Annotated in this window: 16 protein-coding genes; 13 read left to right on the forward strand and 3 right to left on the reverse strand. The window is 64.2% G+C overall.

Annotated features, from left to right (window positions below):
• The first annotated feature begins 39 nt into the window (after positions 1 to 39).
• The 10 genes from gltX to B7449_RS08755 all read left to right on the forward strand — a co-directional run bounded on the left by gltX (position 40) and on the right by B7449_RS08755 (position 14,024).
• On the forward strand, positions 40 to 1,446 hold the full coding sequence (gene gltX, locus B7449_RS08710) for a glutamate--tRNA ligase (protein WP_039732364.1): 1,407 nt from the start codon (positions 40 to 42) through the stop codon (positions 1,444 to 1,446).
• Positions 1,439 to 2,404 (forward strand): aspartate carbamoyltransferase catalytic subunit, encoded by a 966-nt coding sequence (locus B7449_RS08715; protein ID WP_039732410.1) that lies wholly within the window; start codon positions 1,439 to 1,441, stop codon positions 2,402 to 2,404. Before gltX ends, B7449_RS08715 begins: the two co-directional genes overlap by 8 nt.
• Positions 2,401 to 3,696, forward strand: coding sequence for a dihydroorotase (locus tag B7449_RS08720; RefSeq protein ID WP_039732365.1), 1,296 nt, complete (start codon positions 2,401 to 2,403; stop codon positions 3,694 to 3,696). The genes B7449_RS08715 and B7449_RS08720 overlap by 4 nt, the downstream gene beginning before the upstream one ends.
• Positions 3,693 to 4,331, forward strand: coding sequence for a glycerol-3-phosphate 1-O-acyltransferase PlsY (gene plsY, locus B7449_RS08725; protein WP_039732411.1), 639 nt, complete (start codon positions 3,693 to 3,695; stop codon positions 4,329 to 4,331). The genes B7449_RS08720 and plsY overlap by 4 nt, the downstream gene beginning before the upstream one ends.
• A complete protein-coding gene (dprA, locus tag B7449_RS08730) occupies positions 4,328 to 5,515 on the forward strand; it encodes a DNA-processing protein DprA (protein WP_039732366.1) in 1,188 nt (395 codons plus the stop codon). The genes plsY and dprA overlap by 4 nt, the downstream gene beginning before the upstream one ends.
• A gap of 20 nt (positions 5,516 to 5,535) precedes the next feature.
• Positions 5,536 to 8,262: a type I DNA topoisomerase gene (gene topA / locus B7449_RS08735; protein ID WP_039732367.1), complete on the forward strand. Its 2,727-nt coding sequence runs from the start codon at positions 5,536 to 5,538 to the stop codon at positions 8,260 to 8,262.
• Between the two features lie 32 nt (positions 8,263 to 8,294).
• Positions 8,295 to 10,511 (forward strand): ribonuclease R family protein, encoded by a 2,217-nt coding sequence (locus B7449_RS08740; RefSeq protein WP_039732368.1) that lies wholly within the window; start codon positions 8,295 to 8,297, stop codon positions 10,509 to 10,511.
• A complete protein-coding gene (locus tag B7449_RS08745; protein ID WP_039732369.1) occupies positions 10,508 to 12,214 on the forward strand; it encodes a S41 family peptidase in 1,707 nt (568 codons plus the stop codon). Before B7449_RS08740 ends, B7449_RS08745 begins: the two co-directional genes overlap by 4 nt.
• A 78-nt stretch (positions 12,215 to 12,292) precedes the next feature.
• Positions 12,293 to 12,631 (forward strand): DUF1491 family protein, encoded by a 339-nt coding sequence (locus B7449_RS08750; protein WP_039732370.1) that lies wholly within the window; start codon positions 12,293 to 12,295, stop codon positions 12,629 to 12,631.
• Between the two features lie 247 nt (positions 12,632 to 12,878).
• On the forward strand, positions 12,879 to 14,024 hold the full coding sequence (locus tag B7449_RS08755; protein WP_029329527.1) for an OmpA family protein: 1,146 nt from the start codon (positions 12,879 to 12,881) through the stop codon (positions 14,022 to 14,024).
• 101 nt (positions 14,025 to 14,125) lie between these two features.
• Here B7449_RS08755 and cysK read toward each other — a convergent pair whose 3' ends face one another.
• The gene (gene cysK / locus B7449_RS08760) at positions 14,126 to 15,115 is read right to left on the reverse strand and encodes a cysteine synthase A (RefSeq protein WP_039732371.1); all 990 of its coding nucleotides are present in this window, start codon (positions 15,113 to 15,115) and stop codon (positions 14,126 to 14,128) included.
• Between the two features lie 154 nt (positions 15,116 to 15,269).
• Here cysK and B7449_RS08765 point away from each other — a divergent pair, with 154 nt between their 5' ends.
• Entirely contained in the window at positions 15,270 to 15,716 is a 447-nt protein-coding gene (locus tag B7449_RS08765) for an RrF2 family transcriptional regulator (RefSeq protein ID WP_026018474.1), read from the forward strand.
• 63 nt (positions 15,717 to 15,779) lie between these two features.
• Here B7449_RS08765 and B7449_RS08770 read toward each other — a convergent pair whose 3' ends face one another.
• Complete coding sequence (locus B7449_RS08770) at positions 15,780 to 16,214, reverse strand: hypothetical protein (protein ID WP_039732372.1); 435 nt, start codon at positions 16,212 to 16,214, stop codon at positions 15,780 to 15,782.
• Positions 16,215 to 16,614: 400 nt separating this feature from the next.
• On the opposite strand from B7449_RS08770, the gene B7449_RS08775 reads away from it, so the two are divergent.
• Complete coding sequence (locus B7449_RS08775; RefSeq protein WP_082084812.1) at positions 16,615 to 17,148, forward strand: hypothetical protein; 534 nt, start codon at positions 16,615 to 16,617, stop codon at positions 17,146 to 17,148.
• 148 nt (positions 17,149 to 17,296) lie between these two features.
• Entirely contained in the window at positions 17,297 to 19,336 is a 2,040-nt protein-coding gene (gene parE, locus B7449_RS08780; RefSeq protein WP_039732375.1) for a DNA topoisomerase IV subunit B, read from the forward strand.
• Positions 19,337 to 19,473: 137 nt separating this feature from the next.
• On the opposite strand, the gene B7449_RS08785 is transcribed toward parE, so the two are convergent.
• The gene (locus B7449_RS08785; protein ID WP_039732376.1) at positions 19,474 to 21,015 is read right to left on the reverse strand and encodes an NADH-quinone oxidoreductase subunit M; all 1,542 of its coding nucleotides are present in this window, start codon (positions 21,013 to 21,015) and stop codon (positions 19,474 to 19,476) included.
• Positions 21,016 to 21,146: the final 131 nt, after the last annotated feature.

Raw genomic sequence — 21,146 nt, forward strand, 5'->3', positions numbered from 1 at the left:
CCCTGTCAGCAGGCGGAAAACATGCTAAGGAACCGGCTCATGACAGTCCGTACGCGTTTTGCACCCAGCCCCACCGGCCTGCTGCATATCGGCAACGCCCGTGCCGCCCTTTTCAATTTCCTCTATGCCCGCCACCATGGTGGCCAGTTCCTGCTCAGGATCGAGGATACCGACCGAGAACGCTCGACCCAGAAGGCGGTCGATGTCCTGTTCGACGGGCTGGCGTGGATGGATATCCACTCAGACGAAAAACCGGTGTTCCAGTCCACCCGGCAGGCACGCCATACCGAAGTGGCGCATGAACTGCTGGAAAAGGGGCTGGCCTACCGCTGCTACTGCACGGCGGATGAACTGAAGGAAATGCGCGAAAAGGCGATGGCCGAGGGCCGTCCCCCCCGTTACAATGGCATGTGGCGCGACCGCGACCCCTCGGAAGCCCCCGCCAACACCCCCTACACCATCCGCATCAAGGCCCCGCGTGAGGGCGAGACGACCATTCACGACCTGGTGCAGGGCGACGTGCGCGTAGCCAATTCGGAACTGGATGACATGATCATCCTGCGCGCCGATGGCACCCCGGTCTACCAGCTTGCCGTGGTGGTGGATGACCATGACATGGACATCACCCACGTCATCCGTGGCGATGACCACCTGACCAACACCTTCCGCCAGGCCATGATCTACCGCGCCATGGGCTGGGACCTGCCGCATTTCGCGCACCTGCCGCTGATCCACGGCCCCGATGGCGCCAAGCTGTCCAAGCGGCACGGGGCGCAGTCGGTCGTCGAATTCCGCGAAATGGGCTACCTGCCCGAAGCACTGAACAATTACCTGCTGCGTCTTGGCTGGGGCCATGGCGATGCCGAGATCCTGTCGCGGGAGGAACAGATCAGGCTGTTCGACCTCGACGGCGTCGGTCGCTCGCCGTCGCGCATGGATTACGCCAAGCTGCTGCACATCAACGGCGTGTGGCTGCGTCAGGCCGATGACACGCGGCTGACCAATGACGTGATGGAACGTCTGGGCAAGATGGAAGGGGTCGATACCTCCGACGCCATCCGGACAAAGGTGCTGGCGCTTATGCCGGGGCTGAAGGAACGCGCGAAGACGCTGGTGGAACTGGCGGACAATGCCGCCTTCCTTGGCCGTTCGCTGCCGCTTGAATTCACGCCCAAGGCCGAAAAGCAGCTGACGCCGGAAAACCGCGTCATGCTGGGCAGGCTGGCCGAGGCGCTGAAGACGACCGAGCCATTTACGAAGGACGGCATTGACGCGACCCTGCGCCAGTTTGCCGAAACACATGACATGAAACTGGGCAAGGTGGCGCAGCCGCTGCGCGCCGCCGTGACCGGCAGCACCATGTCGCCCGGCATTGACGACACGCTGGCCGCCCTTGGCCGTGACGGGGTACTGGCGCGCATCAATGCGGTTGCCGCCCATGAATGATCGCGGCAGCCAGGGCAGCAATGTCTTCCTGACCCGCCCGGCCCGGCACCTGCTGGGCGTGCAGGGCATGCACCCCAGCCGGATCACGCCCTTCCTTGACCTGGCGGAACATTACGCCCTGCTCAACCGGTCGCGCAAAACGCCGCGCGACCTGCTGCGCGGGCGTACGCTGATCAACCTGTTTTTTGAGGACAGCACCCGCACGCGCACCTCGTTCGAACTGGCGGGCAAGCGGCTGGGCGCGGATGTGGTGAACATGACGGTCGCCAGTTCCTCGGTCAACAAGGGAGAGACGCTGCTGGATACGGCCGCGACCCTGAACGCGATGCATACCGACCTGCTGGTGGTACGCCATTCGCAATCCGGCGCGCCCGCCCTGCTGGCGCAGAAAGTGCAGGCCAGCGTGGTCAATGCCGGTGACGGCACGCATGAACACCCGACACAGGCGCTGCTGGACGCGCTGACCATCCGCCGCCACTTCGGCACGTTCGAAGGGCTGACCGTCGCCATATGTGGCGATGTCAGCCACAGCCGCGTGGCGCGCTCCAACATTCACCTGCTGACCGCCATGGGCTGCCAGGTGCGCGTGGTGGGACCGCCGACACTGGTGCCCGGGGCGATCGGGGCGCTGGGGGTCAGCATTCACCATACAATGGAAGACGGCCTGCGCGGGGTGGATGTGGTCATGATGCTGCGTGTGCAGCGTGAACGCATGAAGGGCACGCAGGTGCCCAGCGCGCGTGAATATTTCCGTTTCTACGGACTGGATAACAAACGCCTTGCACTGGCGAAGCCACATGCGCTGGTCATGCATCCCGGCCCGATGAACCGGGGCGTGGAAATTGACAGCCGCGTTGCCGATTCTGATCAGAGCGTGATCCGTGAACAGGTGGAAATGGGGGTTGCCGTGCGCATGGCGGTTCTGGACATCCTCGCACGCGGGGGAGATGGCGCATGAAGCCGGTCCTGTTTGAAAATGTCCGCCTGATCGATCCCGCAAGTTCCCTTGACCGTCCCGGCCGCCTGCTGGTGAAGGACGGCGTGATCGCGGGCACTGACCTGCCACAGGCAGAAGGCGCGCCGGAAGGCGCGGACATCGTGGATGGCGGCGGCCACCTCGTCCTGTGCCCCGGGCTGGTGGACATGCGGGTCACGATTGGCGAACCCGGCTATGAATACCGCGAAACGGTGCTGTCCGCGGCAAAGGCGGCGGTTGCCGGTGGCATCACCACCATCGCCGTGCTGCCCAATACCAGCCCGACCATAGACAACCCCGCCCTCGCCCGCCTGCTGCGCGCACGGGGCGAGGAAACGGGCATGATCGGCATCCTGCCCTATGGCGCGCTGACACGCGAATGCGCGGGGAAGGAAATGGCGGAAATCGGCCTGCTGGCCGAAGCGGGCGCGATTGCCTTCACCGACGGTCCCCATGCCATTGCCGACAGCCGCACCATGCGGCAGATGCTGACCTATGCCAGGGGCTTCGATGCGCTGATTGTCCAGCACCCCGAAGACCCGTCACTGGCACGTGGCGGGTGCGCGACCGATGGCGAACTGGCGACCCGCCTGGGCCTGCCGGGCATCCCGGCGGCGGCCGAGGCCATCCTGATCGCGCGTGACCTGCGCCTTGCGCGCATGACAGGCGGACGGCTGCATTTCGGCCACGTATCCACCGCCGAGGGGCTGGACCTGATCCGGGCCGCCAAGGCCGATGGCGTGAGGGTGACGTGCGATACGGCACCGCCGTATTTCGACCTGAATGAAACCGTGATCGGTGATTTCCGCACCTATGCCAAGCTGTCGCCGCCACTGCGCGCGGAAGCGGACCGCCGCGCCGTATGCGCCGCGCTGGCGGATGGCACGATTGACGCCATCGCATCCGATCACATGCCGTGCGACGCGGATGACAAGCGCCAGCCCTTTGCCGTGGCCTCCGCCGGGGGGACGGGACTGTGCACGCTGCTGGCGGTAACGCTGGCGCAGGTGCATGCGGGCAACCTTGGCATGATGGATGCCCTTGGCCTGCTGACCCATCGCCCCGCCGGCGTACTGCGCAGCGGGGCCGGGACGCTGGCGGCAGGCAGTGCCGCCGACCTGTGCCTGTTCAACCCCGAGACGGGCTGGGTCGTGCGCGCGGGCGAGCTGCCGGGCAAGGCGCAGAATACCCCGTTTGACGGCCGCGCGCTGGAAGGCCGCGTACTGGGCACATGGAAAAACGGGCGGCGTGTATTCGGGACCGCCGCCGCATGATCTACGGCATTCCCACCTATGACCTGCCGCTTATGGCCGCGGTCGCGTTCCTGTCCTACCTGATTGGCAGCATTCCCTTCGGGCTGGTGCTGACGGCCCTGTCGGGCAATGGGGATATCCGCAAGATCGGGTCAGGCAATATCGGGGCCACCAACGTACTGCGCACCGGGCGCAAGGGACTGGCGGCCGGTACGCTGGCGCTGGATGGCACGAAGGGAGCTTTTGCCGTTTTCTGCGCCTTCGTGCTGTGTCCGTTCCATACGCTGGCTGCCGAATCCCTTGCCGCCGTCTTTGCCGTGGCGGGGCATTGCTTTCCCGTGTGGCTGAAATTCCGTGGCGGCAAGGGGGTAGCGACCGGTCTGGGCTGCGTGCTGGCGCTCATGCCCGGGGTCGGGCTGTGCTGCTGTGCGCTGTGGCTGATATTCGCCAAGGTCACGCGCATTTCATCAGCGGGCGCGATCATTGCCTTCGCGGCGCTGCCGCTGCTCATGATCCGGCCGGGCCGGATCGACTTTTCTTCCCCCGCCTATGTTGCGGGCTGCCTGATCGCGCTGATGATCCTGATCCGCCATCACGCCAATATCAGCCGCCTGCTGAAGGGCACGGAACCAAGGATCGGCCAGAAAAGCGCATGACCGTCCCCGATGCCGAAACGGTGCTGGCCTGCCTGCGGCTGGCCCGGACGGACGGCATCGGGCCGGTTGCCTACCGCCGCCTTGTCCGCACGCATGGCAGCGTGCACTCCGCGCTCGACATGCTTGAACGGGGCGCAACCCGCATAAGTCGCAGCGTGGGTACGGTGTGCCCGCGTGATGCAGCATTACGTGAAATTGACCGGCTGCAGGCCATGGGCGCGCACCTGCTGGTGCACGGGCAGCCAGGGTATCCGCCCCTTCTGGCCCGCCTGCATGATGCCCCGCCGGTACTGTGCGTGCTGGGGGATGTCACACTGCTGACGAATCGGATGGTAGGCATCGTAGGCGGGCGCAATGCCTCATCCGGCGGGGTCCGCATGGCGGAAAGCCTTGCCGCCCTGCTGGCGGCCCACGGCGTGGACACCGTATCGGGACTGGCGCGCGGGATCGATGCCGCCGCCCATCGTGGCGCCATGACGGCAGGCCGCACGGTGGCGGCCATTGCGGGCGGTCTGGACTGTCCCTATCCGCCCGAACATGGCGACCTGCAGGACCTGATCGCGCGCACTGGCGCGGTTGTGACCGAAGCCCCGCCGGGCACGGTGCCGCAGGCACGGCATTTCCCGCGCCGCAACCGGCTGATTGCCGGACTGGGGCTGGGTTGCGTGGTGATCGAGGCCGCGCTGCGTTCAGGCAGCCTGATTACGGCGCGCATGGCACTGGAATATGACCGCACCGTATTTGCCGTGCCCGGATCACCGCTGGACCCCCGTTGCCATGGCAGCAATGATCTGTTGCGGCAGGGGGCGGTTCTGACGGAAAATGAACGCGATATTTTACGTGAACTTCCTGAATTCATGGAAGAAAATACGCTATTTTCCCAGCAGGCGCCGCGACCGGCTGCCCCGGTGCGCACGCCCGTCCCGCGCCACGGATCGCAGCCCGCGCCACCGCCCGCCCCCCCGCCAGCGGGGACGGGTGACCTTCATGAAATGATAGAGGGTTTTCTATCTTTCACACCATCACCTGTTGACGATCTTGTACGGCGCTGCCAGTTCTCGACAGCAGCAGTCCTGACCGTCCTGTCGGAAATGGAGATTGCGGGCACGATCGAATTCCTTGCGGGGGATATGGTCGTGCGGCGTCCACCCCCGCCTGACAGCCGGGATTATACAAGGTTTTAGAATCGTGATCCGGAGACAGAATGACTGACGTCGTGGTGGTCGAATCGCCAGCCAAGGCGAAAACGATCAATAAGTATCTGGGTGATGACTACACGGTTCTTGCCTCGTTCGGGCATGTGCGCGACCTGCCGCCCAAGGATGGCAGCGTCAAGCCCGACGAAGGCTTTGCCATGGTGTGGGAAACCGACGAGCGCGGCAGCCGCCAGATCGCGGCCATTGCCAAGGCGCTGCGTGGGGCAAAGCATCTGTACCTCGCCACTGACCCCGACCGTGAGGGCGAGGCCATTTCGTGGCACGTACGCGCGATCCTGGAGGAGAAGAACCTCCTCAAAGGGATCGACGTGCAGCGCGTCACATTCAACGAAATCACCAAAAGCGCCATCAAGACCGCGATGGCCCATCCACGCGGGCTGGATTTCCCGCTGATCGAGGCGTATCTCGCCCGACGCGCGCTGGACTACCTTGTGGGCTTCACGCTGTCGCCCGTGCTGTGGCGCAAGCTGCCCGGATCGCGCAGCGCGGGCCGCGTGCAGTCGGTCGCCCTGCGCCTGATCTGTGAGCGCGAGGCGGAGATCGAGGTCTTCAAGCCGCGCGAATACTGGTCGGTCATCGCGCGCATGACCACGCCGGCGGGTGCTGCGTTCTCCGCACGGCTGACCCATCTGGACGGGCACAAGCTGGACCAGTTCGACCTGAACACCGAAGCCCGCGCCATGGACGCCAAGGCCGCGGTGGAAGCTGGCGACTTCAGTGTTGAAAAGGTCGAACGCCGCAAGGTCCGCCGCAACCCGCCGCCGCCCTTCACCACATCGACCATGCAGCAGGAAGCATCGCGCAAGCTGGGCATGGGCGCGCAGGTGGCCATGCGCACCGCGCAGCAGCTGTATGAAGGCATTGATATCGGTGGCGAGACGGTCGGCCTGATCACCTACATGCGAACCGACGGCGTGCAGATGGCGGGCGAGGCGATCAGCGCCATCCGCGGCCATATCGGCCACAGCTTCGGACCGGAATACGTGCCGGAGAAGGCGCGCATGTATTCCACCAAGGCCAAGAACGCGCAGGAAGCGCACGAAGCCATCCGCCCGACCGACGTGCGGCGCACGCCCGCCGACATGGCGCGCTACCTCTCGCCCGAACAGAAGAAGCTGTATGACCTGGTGTGGAAACGCTCGGTCGCCAGCCAGATGCAGTCAGCCGAACTCGATCAGGTCGCGGTCGACATCGTGGACCGCCAGCAGCGCGTGACCCTGCGCGCCACCGGGTCCATGATCGCGTTTGACGGTTTCCTGCGCCTGTACAGCGAAGGCCGCGACGATTCCCCTGCCAAGGCCGACGACGATCAGGACCGCATGCTGCCCGCCATGACGGAACGCGACGCCATTGGCCGTGGCGAGGTCGCAGCGGAACAGCACTTCACCCAGCCGCCGCCACGCTATTCGGAAGCGTCGCTGGTGAAGAAGATGGAGGAAATCGGCATTGGCCGTCCCTCCACCTATGCCTCCATCCTGACCGTGCTGCGCGACCGGAATTACGTCCAGCTGGAAAACCGGCGCTTCGTGCCCGAAGATCGCGGGCGGCTGGTCACGGCCTTCCTGACCTCCTTCTTTGAACGGTATGTCGATACGCAGTTCACGGCGGGGCTGGAGGAACAGCTTGATGACATCTCCGGCGGGCGCGCCAACTGGCGGGATGTCATGTCCGCGTTCTGGTCCGATTTCTCCCACGCGGTGGACCAGACCAAGGACCTGAAGATTTCCGACGTCATAACGGCGCTGGATGCGGACCTTGCCCCCTATTTCTTCCCGCAGCGCGAGGACGGGCAGGACCCGCGCGTCTGCACCGCCTGCCATACCGGGCGGCTGGGACTGAAACTGGGGCGGTATGGCGCATTCATCGGGTGCTCCAACTATCCCACGTGCCAGTACACCCGCAAGCTGGTGGTCGATCCCACCAAGGAGGGCGAGGACGCAGCCGCGCTGAAGGATGGCATGCGCGTGCTGGGCACCGGACCGACGGGCGAGGACATCACCGTACGCCGTGGTCCGTGGGGCCTGTATGTGCAGCAGGGCGAGCCCGACCCCGAGGACAAGAAGGCCAAGCCGAAACGCGCCACCATTCCGCGCGGGCTGGATGGGGACAAGATCACGCTGGAACAGGCCGTGGGGCTGCTGTCCCTGCCGCGCATCGTGGGCATCCATCCCGAACTGGGCGAACCGATCGAGGCAGGTCTGGGCCGTTTCGGGCCGTATGTGAAGATGGGCGCGGTGTACGGGTCGCTGGACAAGGATGATGATGTCCTGACCGTGGGCCTGAACCGCGCGGTGGATGCGCTGGCCAAGAAGCTGGCGTCCATCCGTACCATTGGTCCCCACCCCAGGGATGGTGAACCGGTCATGGTGCGCAAGGGCCGCTTTGGTCCCTATGTGCAGCATGGGTCCATCGTGGCTACCGTGCCGCGTGGTCAGGACATGAACGATGTGACCATGGACGAGGCGCTGACGCTGCTGACCGAAAAGGGCAAGCCGCTGAAGGCCAAGGGCAAGAAGGCGACCACCACCCGCAAGCCCGCGGCCCGCAAGACCAGGGCCAAGACGGCTGAGGGGGAGGAAGACGCGACGCCCGCACCAAAGAAGAAGGCGGCCCCCCGCAAGACCGCGACCAAAACGGCAGCCAGGACGACCACGCGCAAGACCACGACCCGCAAGAAGGCCACCCCGGCCAAGACCGAAAGCGAGAGCGACTGATCATGAAACGGCAGCGTCCAGCAACTTCCGAGATGCCGGACACCCTGCCCACGGGCATGCCACAGGCCCGTGCGGGCGGCCTGCCGGATCGTGAACAGCTTCGCGCGTTTATCGAAAACGCAACCGGGCGGATCGGCAAGCGCGAGATCAGCCGGGAATTCGGTCTGGGTCCGGAACATAAACAGGCCCTGCGCCAGATGCTGCGTGAAATGGCGCTGGATGGCACGCTGGCCCCTGCCGGGGCGCGGCGGTTCCGTGTTTCGGACCGGCTGCCCGAATCCATGGTCGTGCAGGTCACCGGCACGGATTCGGATGGCGACCCCATTGCCCGCCCCGTGCAGTGGGATGGCGACGGCAGCGCACCCGTCGTCTTCATGCATCCCGAACTGCGTGGCCGCGCCGCCCTTGCACCGGGTGAACGCGTGGTCGCCCGCCTGCGCCGCATCGGGCCGGGCCGGTACGAAGGCCGCACGCTGCGCCGCCTGACCGATGCGCCCATGCAGGTCGTGGGCCTGTTCCGCACCCTTGATGAAACCGATCCCGTGGCCTCCGCGCCTGCGCGCTACCGCCCTGCAGGCACGCTGATCCCCGCCGACCGACGGGCGAAGGCGCAATGGGTCATTCCCATGGGCGAGGACGCGGACACTCCCGATAACGAGATCGTCATCGCCACCCCCCTGCCCCAGTCCGGACCGGGGCTGCATCCCGCGCGGATCATCGAACGCCTTGGCCCGCAGGGGGATGCCCGGACCATAAGCATGATCGCGGTGGCCATGCTGGGAATCCCCCATGTCTTCCCGGCTGAAGCACTGGCGCAGGCAAGTGCTGCCCGCGGGGTGACGGCACAGGGGCGCACCGACCTGCGCGACATGCCACTGGTCACCATTGATGGCGCGGACGCCCGTGATTTTGATGATGCGGTCTATGCCGAACCCGCTGGCGACGGATTCCGCATGACCGTCGCCATTGCCGATGTTGCGTGGTACGTGCGGCCGGGCAGCGCACTGGACCGTGAAGCCCGCCTGCGGGGCAATTCGGTCTACTTCCCCGACCGGGTAATCCCCATGCTGCCCGAAGACCTGTCCAACGGGTGGTGTTCGCTCCGCCCCGGGGAAGACCGGGGCTGCATTTTCGTCAACATGGATGTGGCCGCTGACGGCGCCATCAGCAACGCCCGATTCGGGCGCGGCATCATGCGCAGCGCCGCCCGCCTGACCTATGAACAGGTGCAGGCCGCGCGTGATGGTGCGCCGGATGCCACCATTGCCGCCCTGCCCGACGGACTGCTGGACAGCCTGTTCGGGGCATGGCGGTGCCTGTCCACGGCGCGGGCGCAGCGCGGCACGCTGGACCTTGACCTGCCCGAACGGCAGGTGCGGCTGAATGACCATGGACAGATCGCGGCCATCCAGCCACGCATCCGCCTCGACAGCCACCGCCTGGTCGAGGAATTCATGATCGCGGCCAATGTCGCCGCCGCACGCTGCCTGGAGGGGCGGCACCTGCCCTGCCTGTACCGGATCCACGCGCCGCCGACGCCCGAACGGCTGGAAAGCCTGCGCCGCACGCTGGACACCATGGGCCTGAAACTGCCGCCGGTGGGCAGCCTGCGCGCCGCCGACCTTGACCGTATCCTGCAGCAGGTCCGTGATACGGATCAGGCCGGACTGGTGAACGAACTGATCCTGCGCGCGCAGAACCAGGCGGAATACAGCCCCGAACCGGTCGGGCACTTTGGCCTGTCCCTGGCCGCCTATGCCCACTTCACCAGCCCGATCCGCCGTTATGCCGACCTGCTGACCCACCGCGCCCTGCTGGTCGCCACCGGGCTGGAACCCGGCCCGGCCCCCGGCCATGAGGAACTGGAGGAAGCGGGACTCGCCATTACCCGCACCGAGCGCCGCGCGGCACAGGCCGAACGCGAAACGCTGGAACGCTACGCCGCCACATGGCTGCAGGCCCGCGTGGGCATGGTCATGGACGCGCACATATCCAGCCTGTCGCGATTCGGTATCTTCACCGTGCTGGATGCAACCGGCACGTCCGCACTGCTGCCCATGTCTGCCCTGCCGGAAGATCAGTGGCATCATGACGAAAAAACGCAGACATTGCATGCACGCGACACGACCATGGTATTCCGCCCCGGTCAGGCCCTGCGCGTACGGATAGAAGAAGCATGCGCCATCCGGGGGACAGTCCTGCTGGCACTGCCCGACACACCACCCAGCCACCGCAGGCGGCGGACATGAAACGCAGCCGGTTCCCGGTCATTGTCCTGCGTCCGCAGTCCCGGGGGGGCGAACACGCCGGGATATGGCGGCGGCGCATCTCCACGCTCGGGCATATTCCGCGTGACACGATCGTGCTGCTGCTTGTCATCGTCCGGCTGACCACGGCGGCCTGCGCCGATGACATCCCCACGACCCCGCGCGCGCCAACGCCCCAGCCCCCCATGCATGAAGACAGCATGGAGGCGACCGATGGCGCCAGCATGGACCTTGGGGTCATCTCCTCGGTCATTCAGGCGAGTCTGTCATTCCTGCAGCCCCGTACGCTGGAAAGCCACGACATCCATGATTTCGCGCTGTGGGGCCTGAACGGGCTGAGCGCGCTGGACCCCTCGCTGAGCATCGAGGAACAGCACGGCTTCCTCCAGCTTGCCGCAACACAGAAAACCGTCCTTGCCCTGCCGGTGCCCGCGCCGGACGACATCGCGGGGTGGAGCACGGCAATCACCCGCATACTGGATGTGGCATGGCACCATTCCCCCGCCATGCGCAGCACGGGACAGGATGGCGTGCTGCAGGGTTTCTTTGACGAACTGTTCAACCACCTTGACCCGTATTCGCGCTATGTCCCGCCGGGGGCGGCCGTATCGGACCGCAGCATCCGCACCGGGGGCGAGGCCACGGCGGGCCTGACGCTGGGGCAGGATCACCATGCGATCATCATCACCGCCGTCAACGCGAATGGCCCCGCATGGCCCACCACCCTGGCGGCGGGACAGATCGTACGGGCCATAAACGGACGCGCCACCGCGTCCCGCAGTCTGGAAACCGTAGCGTCATGGCTGAACGGTCCCGCTGGCAGCCTCGTACGCATTACCGTCGAGTCGAAAGGACGGCAGAGCACGGTCACGCTGCATCGCGCCTCCACCCCCCCCGAAACCGTGTTCGCCTATACCAGCGGCAAGCACGTGGTGCTGCACATCACCGCCTTTTCCGCCAACACGGCGGAGGAAATGAGCCAGTACCTGGACGAAGCCATGAACGTGCCCGGCATTTCGGGCCTGATCATCGACCTGCGTGGCAACCGGGGCGGCGTGCTGCAGCAGGCTGTCACCACTTCGGCGCTGATGCTTGATCACGGTGTTGCAGCCATAACACAGGGCCGTGACCCGCAGGCCAACCATGTCTGGGCCGTGCAGGGTGGCGACATGACCAACGGCCTGCCCATTATCGTGCTGGTGGACGGACGGACCGCCAGTGCTGCCGAAATACTGGCCGCAGCCCTGGCGGACCAGAAACGCGGCGTAGTCATAGGCAGCGCCACGCTGGGCAAGGGCCTGGTGCAGACCATTGGCCAGATGCCCAACGGGGCCGAACTGTTCGTCACATGGAGTCGCGTGCTGGCGCCGCTGGGCTGGCCGCTGCAGGGGCTGGGTGTCATGCCGCAGGTCTGCACCAGCCTCGGGGAAAGTGAACTCGAACGCCAGCTCCAGAACCTGGCGGAAGGCAGCGCGGACAGCCGGGAATGGGTCGCGGCAGCCCGCCAGATCCGCTATCCCGTTGACCTGTCGCGAATCCTGACCATCCGCAAGGCGTGTCCCGCCGCCATTGGCACGGACAGCGACCTTGATGCCGCCCATTCCCTGCTGGACAACCCTGTCGAGTACCACGCCGCCCTGTCCACCATACCCGAGGAAGGGGCCGCGCCCGCGAATGGCGGGTAAGTCACAACCATGCGGGAAACCGTGCTATTCCTGCATACCTCCCGCTGTTTTTCTGCATTACCGGAGAAGTCAGCCCCAATGGAAAAAGCGCGTCTGAAAACCGGCATCTGGGTCAGGGCTATGCTGCGCCAGGCTGGACAAAAGGGAAATCCGGGCATGGTCCTGCACCATGGCGATGATGACGCGGGCGGCGTGCTGATCGTGCTGCTGGGGCGGGCAGGACACATGTCTGTGCTGGCCCAGACACGCACCCACGATGGACGCCGGGCATGGTTCCGCGCTACAGGAGAGGCGGCTGTAGATCAGGCCGGTGTTGATGCCTATGTTACAAGGCAGATGGAACGGGACCCGGATTTATGGGTTCTTGAATTCGAGACGCCGGACCTGATGCCACCGTTTGAAGCAAAGTTGATATGAAAGACGTGATTCCTCAGGAGTGAACAACACGGAAACCGGGCCGGACAGGGGTGTGGCATCTCGCACACACTCCGGTGTGACTGTTGGCGCAGCCGTCCAAAGCGGTCGATAAGGTGGCGTCAATGGATTGTCAGGGCTGGTTTATTTCAGCAAAAGAAAGCTGATGCTGATCATTTCAGGGAATAGGGCACGTGCACCCGACCGGGCCGATATGCCGGAAGAGGCCCGTCGAAGGGAGAAGAAGAGTATGAATCTGCGGTACGGATTGCTTGCAGGGTCTTTATTGGCTGCCTCGGTTACCCTGGGCTCCGTACTGGTCTCCGCCCCTGTATTCGCCCAGCCTGTCCAGGGCCTGTATATCACCGGTGAAGGCGGCGCCAGCTTCAACCAGGGGCAGGTCATACGCCATTCTTCCGCGCGTGATGAATTCAAGACAGGAGCCACCGGCATCGGCAGCCTTGGCTGGGGACTGGGCAACGGTTTCCGCGTCGAACTTGAAGGCTTCTACCGCAACAACGACATGAAAACGGTGGGCGGCAATGCCGCGTACCATGCCCATGCCGATGGCCGGCAGCAGGAATCGGGCCTTATGGCCAATGCCCTGTTCGACCTGGATATTGGCAAGAGCTGGCTGTTCCCGTATTTCGGCGCGGGTATCGGCTATGGCTGGCAGAACATGAACAGCACCATTACCGGCAACGTGAATGGCCAGAACTACAGCCAGCACGTGGGCGGTACGTATGGCAACTTCGCCTATCAGGGCATTTTCGGCCTGTCCTTCCCCATGCCGTGGGTCGTGGGCCTGTCCGCCACGGCGGAATACCGGTTCTGGACCATGCTGGGCCCGCAGTCGCACCATTCCATTGTCAGTGGCAGCGCCACGGCCCTGTCGGCCATGAACAGCGATTATGGCTTCCGTAACGGCAACCGTGACAGCCGGACCGATTTCAACCATTCGCTCATGCTCGGGCTGCGGTACGAGTTCAATCCCGCCCCGCCGCCACCGCCGCCGCCTGCGACCGTCGCAGCACCTGCACCGGCGGAAAACCGCACGTATCTCGTATTCTTTGACTGGGACCGCAGCGACCTGACCGACCGTGCCCGGTCCATCGTGGCCGTGGCGGCACAGGCTTCGACCAATACCCAGACCACCCGGATCGAGGTGAACGGGTATACCGACAACTCCGCTGCCCATCCCGGTCCGCAGGGTGAGAAATACAATCAGGCCCTGTCCATCAAGCGGGCGCAGGTGATCAAGGCCGAACTGGTCCGCGATGGCGTACCCGGCCCATCCATTGACATTCATGGCTATGGCGATGCCAACCCGCTGGTCCAGACTGCGGCCAACACGCGTGAAGCCCAGAACCGTCGCGTCGAGATCATCCTGCACTGATCCCGCGCTCCATCTGATTATGGAAAAGAAAAAAGCGGCGCCCGATGGGGCAGCCGCTTTTTCCATATGCGCGGCCCGTCAGGCCGCGCGCAGGTAATGAATCAGACCAGTCCGGTAAAGAGCGAAGTGGATAGGTAGCGTTCGGCAAAGGACGGCGCAATGGTCACGATGGTCTTGCCGGCGTTTTCCGGCTGTCCCGCCAGCTGTACCGCCGCATGCAGCGCAGCCCCGGAAGAAATGCCCACCGGTACCCCATCCAGCCGTGCACAGCGCCGTGCCGCCGCGATGGCTTCACGTTCCGATACGGGGATCACCCCATCCAACGCTGCAAGGTCAAGCGTGCGGGGACAGAAACCCGGACCGATGCCCTGAATGCCGTGCGGTCCCGGTTCGTCACCATTCAGGATGGCGCTTTCCATCGGCTCGACACCATAAATCTGAAGGCTCGGCTTGCGGGGCTTCAGGCCGTGCGCGATGCCACTGGCCGTCCCGCCCGTGCCCAGTCCGGCAACCACGATATCGACTTCCCCCGCCGTATCGACCCAGATCTCCTCGGCCGTGGTGGCGGCGTGGATGGCCGGATTGGCCGGATTGTCAAACTGCCGGGGCATCCAGGCGTTCGGGGTCTTTTTCAGGATTTCCTCGGCGCGCGCGATTGCCCCCGCCATACCCAGCCGTGACGGCGTCAGCTCCAGCTGCGCATCCAGCAGGCGCAGCATCTTGCGCCGTTCGATGGATGCCCCCTCGGGCATGGTGACAATCAGGCGGTATCCACGCGCGGCCGCGACGAACGCCAGCGAAATGCCTGTATTGCCCGATGTCGGTTCGACCAGGGTGGTCCTGCCCGGATGAATTTCGCCACGGCTTTCCGCATCCTCGATCATGGCCGCGCCGATACGGTCCTTGACCGAACCCAGGGGATTGAAAAACTCCAGCTTCATCAATACCCGGCTCTGCAACCCGTCCTCACGGGTCAGATGCGGCAGCGCCACCAGTGGCGTTCCCCCCACGGTATCGACAATGGAGTCGTAGACCTTGCCACGAGGTGCTGCAAAACCATACGTGCGATCTGGTGGGGTGGTCTTTTTCATTCGTTATCACTCCTTGTTGCGGAAATGGCCTATTCACGCATACAATCTGTACATAATCCACCATCCTCCTGAACAGAAGCGTGGATAAATCGGGGGATTGCTGGTAAATGAAGCGGGCTGGTTTCCAAATCCATTCAAAGCGAGGCTGAACGATATGCTGCTCCGGCGGGACAGGACCATGATCGCAATCCTGATCATGCTTGATGTAGCCTTTCACGCGGGGCGCAACGGCACCATAAGCGCTGCTGACATCGCCGAGCGCGCGGGACTGGCCCGACGCGGGATCGAACCGCTGCTGCAGACCCTGTCGCGTTCCGGGCTGCTGGAAAGCGTGCGCGGACCACGCGGGGGCTACCGTCTGGGCCGCCCGCGGCGCGATATCCTGCTGTCGGATATCCTGTCCGTCATCACGGCAGAGGACAACACGGATGACGGGCCGATCGGCGGCCTGTTCCAGAAGGTGGTGGAACCCTGCTGGCAGGAATTCGACACCATGCTGGATGAGGAATGTCGCAAGATCAGCCTGGACGACCTGGTGCGCCGGGCCGAACATGCCGGCATGCGCCGCCCCCTGCCCGAACCCATTACCTTTTCCATCTGATACGGGTCGGCAGACGCCGCGGCACGCATCCCGGCCCCATTGACCGGAGCCGGGATGCGGATGTTATTTCGCGCCGACGGCCGGTGCAGTGACGTTGGCCGTCACATCTATGTATTCGCGCGGCTGCTTTTCACCCGTAATCAGCACCACACGGAATTTGTCCTCGCCGGAATAGGCGGTGTTGGGCGTGTACGTCACGTAAGTGTGATCGTTATAATTATAGATGAACGCCTTGCCATGTTCAGGCGCCGGGGACACGCCGAACGACGCATAGGGGTGACCCGCGGAGGCACGCGTCTCGATCGCGCAGTACCCATCATCGCTGCGCACCTGCATGCTGGCAGCCCTGGTGTCCTTGCCAGCCGCGGTGGGGCCGGTCACCTGGCACTGTCCGGACGCCTTCATGTAATTGTAGGGGTTGGGGGTTCCGCCGATACCACCAAGGTTTACGGCCGATTTGTTGTCACATCCGGCGAGCAGAATGCCCGTCGTCATCATGATTGCAGACAGTCGCAGTCGCACTCGTCAGCTCCGCTGTATTTGATACATACCCGTTATCAGGACAGTTTCGCCCGCGCCGTCCCGTAACGGTCTGGATCGGCACAACGGCTAACCGGTTTTGCATATGCTCTAGAGCAACGCACCCCCATGGGAAAGACCTGTTGGTCCTTTTACGCAAGCGGACAGGTCCTGCCTGTGTGGCATACCCTGCGCCGGGGGCGCTGTCATCCCACGTGGCGGGCCTGACGCATCTTTTTGAACAGGGAAGGATATCCCTCCCTTTTGGCGCGTGCCGGTTTGCGCTATAGACCTGATCCGGATTTCATTCCTGCCGGAATATGCGGGGTCCGTGCATTCCCCGTTGGCAACTGCCCCAATATCTGGAGAACCCGTCCTGATGTCCATGTCGATCTGGCGCGCTGGCGCTGCTGCCCTTGCCCTCATGGGGCTGGTTAATGGTGGGCAGGCACTGGCTGCCGGCCCCTGCTCCCCCTCCCCCGCGCATGAAGCCTTTGACGTGCAGGGCCTGAAAAGCGAGCTGATGGTCACGGCCCTGTCATGCGGCGCGCAGGACAAGTACAACAGCTTCGTCACGAAATTCCGCCCCAAGCTGGCGGCGGAGGAGCATGTTCTCAACAGCTATTTCAACAGCACCTACGGCCGCAATTCACAGCGCCAGCATGACGACTACATCACGCAGCTTGCCAATGTGCAGTCCGAACGCGGGCTGAAGTCCGGCACCGCCTTCTGCCAGCAGCGCATGTCCATGTTCGATGAAGTACAGGTGCTTGAAAGCACCGCCGACCTGTCCAGTTATGCCCAGGCCAAGGATATCCTTCAGCCGGCATCCTACCTGACCTGCACCGCGCCCAACCGCCCGGCCACCAGCACACGCAGCCGCACCCCGGCCCGCCGCACGGTCCGCAGCTAGACCAGTCCCCGATGCGGACATGAAGAAAAAATATGGCCGGACCCGTGTCCGGCCTTTTTCATGCGCACAAGTGCAGGCATAGTCCGTGCGGCGTGCAGGGCCTTATGGCTTGACAGGACGCGATCCGACAGAACAAAAAGAACGCTTCATGAACGACGATCTTTTTTCCGCACCTGCTGGCCCCGCAAAGCCCACCCGACGCAAGGTTTCCCCTGCCCCCATGCCAGATAACGCCAAAACCGGACCCGATGCCTATGACGCCAGCGCCATCGAGGTACTGGAAGGCCTGGAACCCGTACGCCGCCGTCCGGGCATGTATATCGGCGGCACGGATGAAACGGCATATCACCACCTCGCCTCTGAAATCCTTGATAACGCGATGGACGAAGCCGTGGCCGGACACGCCACTACCATCGACGTATCGCTGGAAGCCGGTGACTGCCTGACCATACGCGACAATGGCCGCGGCATACCGGTGGACCCGCACCCGCGTTTTCCCGACCGTTCGGCGCTGGAGGTCATCCTGACCACACTGCATGCGGGCGGCAAGTTTTCGGGGAAGGCGTACGCCACATCGGGCGGCCTGCATGGCGTGGGGTCATCGGTGGTCAACGCGCTGGCATCCCGCATGGAAGTCGAGATCGCGCGTGACCGCGAACTGTGGCGGCAGGTCTATGAACGCGGCCACCCGCTGAGCGGCGTGGAAAAGATTGGCCCGGTCAACAACCGGCGCGGCACGCAGATCCGCTTTACCCCGGACCCGCAGATTTTCGGGCGACTGCATTTCTCGCCCCTGCGGCTGTACCGGCTGTGTCGGTCCAAGGCATTCCTGTTCCGTGGCGTCACCATCCGCTGGTCATGCGATCCATCCCTTATCCGCAATGATGAGGTCCCGGCAGAAGCCGTCCTGCACTTCCCCGGTGGTCTGGCCGACAGCCTGCGTGACGAACTGGGGGACAAGGCCGCCCTGCTGACCGACCTGTGGGCGGGGGATGCCGACCTGCCGACCGGTCCCGACGGGGCGGATACCGGCCGCATGGAATGGGCCATAGCCTTTCTGGAACAGGGCACGGCGGCCCTTGCCTCGTACTGCAACACCATTCCCACGCCCAATGGCGGCACGCACGAGACGGGCTTTCGCAACGCGCTGCTCAAGGGCCTGCGCAACTGGGGCGAACAGCGCGCCAACAAACGCGCGGCCAGCATCAGCGCCGATGATATCCTTGGCTGTATCGCCGCCAAGCTGTCCGTCTTCATCCGTGACCCGCAGTTCCAGGGCCAGACCAAGGAAAAGCTGACCAGCAGCGAGGCCAGCAAGCTGGTTGAAACTGCGCTGCGCGACCGTTTCGACCACTGGCTGGCGGGCAACCCGCCACAGGCGGACAACCTGCTGGCCTTCGTGGTGGAACGGGCCGAGGAACGCCTGCGCCGCAAGGAACAGAAGGACACGCCCCGCAAGAGCGCCACCCGCCGCCTGCGCCTGCCGGGCAAGCTGACGGACTGCACGCGCGAAAACGCGGCCGAGACCGAAATCTTCCTTGTCGAGGGAGATTCGGCAGGAGGCTCCGCCAAACAGGCCCGCAATCGCGAAACACAGGCTGTCCTGCCGCTTCGGGGCAAGATCCTGAACGTTGCCAGCGCCTCGACCGAAAAGCTGCGTGGCAATCAGGAACTCCGCGACCTGGTGGAAGCACTGGGCTGCGGCATGGGCGAACGCTTTGACGCGACCAAGCTGCGTTATGGACGCATCATCATCATGACCGATGCGGATGTGGACGGGGCGCATATCGCCTCGCTGCTCATGACGTTCTTCTATCGTGAACTGCCAGGCCTGATCCGGGGCGGGCACCTGTATCTGGCCCAGCCACCGCTGTACCGACTGACACAGGGCGGCAAGAGCGTTTACGCCATGGACGATGCCGACCGTGAGCGGAAGATGAAGAAGGATTTCAGGCCCAACAGCAAGGTTGAGGTTTCCCGCTTCAAGGGCCTTGGTGAAATGCCGCCCGGCGACCTGAAACAGACCACCATGGACCCAAAGCACCGCACCCTGCTGAAGGTCATCACCCCACCCGAGGACAGGGCGCTGACGCTGGAACGCGTGGAACACCTGATGGGACGCAAGGCGGAGCTGCGCTTCCGTTTCATTCAGGAACATGCCCGTCAGGTCGATAACCTCGACGTCTGAACCATTTGGAATGACAAAGGCCCGGTTACCTGTCCCAAGGTAACCGGGCCTTTTTTATACAATCCCGAAGACGCTTCATGGGATGCCGCCTTTCTGCAGAACGGCGGCATCCGAAACCTGCTATTCTCTTTTCAGTTTCAACCTGCACCCGTCATCGGCACGACCTGGTGCGGATCAACCGTGGCGACGGTGGTCACCGGGTGCAGCAGGCCGGTCACGGCCGGGTCGAACACCCGCAGGAACGACCCCGGATGCACACCCATCCAGATCGTCACGACCGCCAGCGGCACCAGCACCGCCAGTTCCTGTCCCGTCAGGTCACGCAACAGGGCGACAACCCCGCCACGGTCCGCCCCGAACAGCACCCGGCGATACAGCACCAGCATATAGACCGCCCCGAGGATCATGCTTGTCCCCCCGAGGAAAGCCAGCCAGAACGACACATGCAGCGCGCCGACCATGACCAGGAACTCACCCACGAATGCCCCCGTGCCCGGCAGGCCGATATTGGCCATGACAAACAGCATGGCCAGCGTGGCCAGCACCGGCATCTTGTGTGCAACCCCTGAAAATGCACTGATTTCACGGGTTTCTGCCCGCCACGACACGGCGGAAACACAGAAGAACAGCGCTGCGATCACGATGCCATGCGACAGCATCTGGAAAATCGCGCCATCGATTCCCTCTGGCGTCATGGTGAACAGCCCGATGGCGATCACCCCCATATGCGAGAACGAGGAATAGGCGATCACCCGCTTCATGTCCGTCTGCGCCAGCGCGATCATCGCGGCATAGATCACCGCAATCACCCCCAGCGTCAGCACCACTGGCGCGAACAGGCGCGCGGCATCGGGGAACATCATCACGCCAAAGCGCAGCAGGCCATACGCCCCCGCCTTGGACAGCACGCCCGACAGCATGACGGATGCCGGGGTCGGGGCTTCGGTATAGGCATCGGGCAGCCACGCATGCAGCGGGAACAGCGGCAGCTTGACGCCAAAGGCGATGATGAAGCCCGCCAGCAGCCAGCATTGCATGGCATGACCAAAGCCGTGATGCTGCAGGGCCACGATATCGGTCGTGCCCGCCGCGTTCCACATGGCCAGCAACGCCAGCAGCATGAACAGTGACCCGCCAAAGGTGAACAGGAAGAACTGTAGCGATGCCCATACCCGCTTCGGGCCACCCCATACGCCAATCATAAGGCTGGCGGGCAGCAGCGTCGCTTCGTAGAACAGGTAGAACAGCACCAGATCAAGGGCGGAAAACAGCCCGATCAGCGTTGTTTCCAGCACCAGCATAGCGATCATGTAATCCCGCACGCGCCCCGTCACCTGGCGCCAGCCGCCGATAATGGACAGCGGGGTCAGGAACGCGGACAGCAGCACGAACATGAGGCTGATGCCATCCAGCCCGGCATGGTAGGAAATGCCAGCGCCGCTGGCCCAGCCCACCTGCTGTTCAAACTGGATGCCCGGTCGGGCAGGATCGAATTCGGCCCACATGATCACGGCCAGCGCGAAGACAATGCCACTGGTCCACAACGCCACCCACCGGGCGGCGGTCTCGACCGTCTGGGTCGTTCCACGCGTCAGCAATATGGCCAGTGCCCCGGCAAGGGGCAGATACGTAACTAGGGAGAGCAGGATCGGATGCACATTCGGTCTCACATCATCCATGGATAATGGCTGACCCTAGTGGCGTTGCTGCCGGAGAATCCAGTAAGCCCCCGCTCACATTATGCAGAGGGCCCGCCCATTCCCCACCCCGCCATGCCCTTGCGTGGCCATGCGGACAGATGGCCGGTGCC

Origin of the sequence: Komagataeibacter intermedius TF2 (assembly GCF_000964425.1) — a bacterium.
GTDB lineage: Bacteria > Pseudomonadota > Alphaproteobacteria > Acetobacterales > Acetobacteraceae > Komagataeibacter > Komagataeibacter intermedius.

Coding starts and splice junctions, on each gene's coding strand:
- B7449_RS08715 (WP_039732410.1), top strand. CDS start 1,439: ATGAATGATCGCGGCAGCCAGGGCAGCAATGTCTTCCTGACCCGCCCG.
- B7449_RS08755 (WP_029329527.1), top strand. CDS start 12,879: ATGAATCTGCGGTACGGATTGCTTGCAGGGTCTTTATTGGCTGCCTCG.
- B7449_RS08750 (WP_039732370.1), top strand. CDS start 12,293: ATGGAAAAAGCGCGTCTGAAAACCGGCATCTGGGTCAGGGCTATGCTG.
- parE (WP_039732375.1), top strand. CDS start 17,297: ATGAACGACGATCTTTTTTCCGCACCTGCTGGCCCCGCAAAGCCCACC.
- B7449_RS08740 (WP_039732368.1), top strand. CDS start 8,295: ATGCCGGACACCCTGCCCACGGGCATGCCACAGGCCCGTGCGGGCGGC.
- B7449_RS08775 (WP_082084812.1), top strand. CDS start 16,615: ATGTCCATGTCGATCTGGCGCGCTGGCGCTGCTGCCCTTGCCCTCATG.
- plsY (WP_039732411.1), top strand. CDS start 3,693: ATGATCTACGGCATTCCCACCTATGACCTGCCGCTTATGGCCGCGGTC.
- B7449_RS08720 (WP_039732365.1), top strand. CDS start 2,401: ATGAAGCCGGTCCTGTTTGAAAATGTCCGCCTGATCGATCCCGCAAGT.
- B7449_RS08785 (WP_039732376.1), bottom strand. CDS start 21,015: ATGGATGATGTGAGACCGAATGTGCATCCGATCCTGCTCTCCCTAGTT.
- B7449_RS08765 (WP_026018474.1), top strand. CDS start 15,270: ATGCTGCTCCGGCGGGACAGGACCATGATCGCAATCCTGATCATGCTT.
- topA (WP_039732367.1), top strand. CDS start 5,536: ATGACTGACGTCGTGGTGGTCGAATCGCCAGCCAAGGCGAAAACGATC.
- cysK (WP_039732371.1), bottom strand. CDS start 15,115: ATGAAAAAGACCACCCCACCAGATCGCACGTATGGTTTTGCAGCACCT.
- dprA (WP_039732366.1), top strand. CDS start 4,328: ATGACCGTCCCCGATGCCGAAACGGTGCTGGCCTGCCTGCGGCTGGCC.
- B7449_RS08770 (WP_039732372.1), bottom strand. CDS start 16,214: ATGATGACGACGGGCATTCTGCTCGCCGGATGTGACAACAAATCGGCC.
- gltX (WP_039732364.1), top strand. CDS start 40: ATGACAGTCCGTACGCGTTTTGCACCCAGCCCCACCGGCCTGCTGCAT.
- B7449_RS08745 (WP_039732369.1), top strand. CDS start 10,508: ATGAAACGCAGCCGGTTCCCGGTCATTGTCCTGCGTCCGCAGTCCCGG.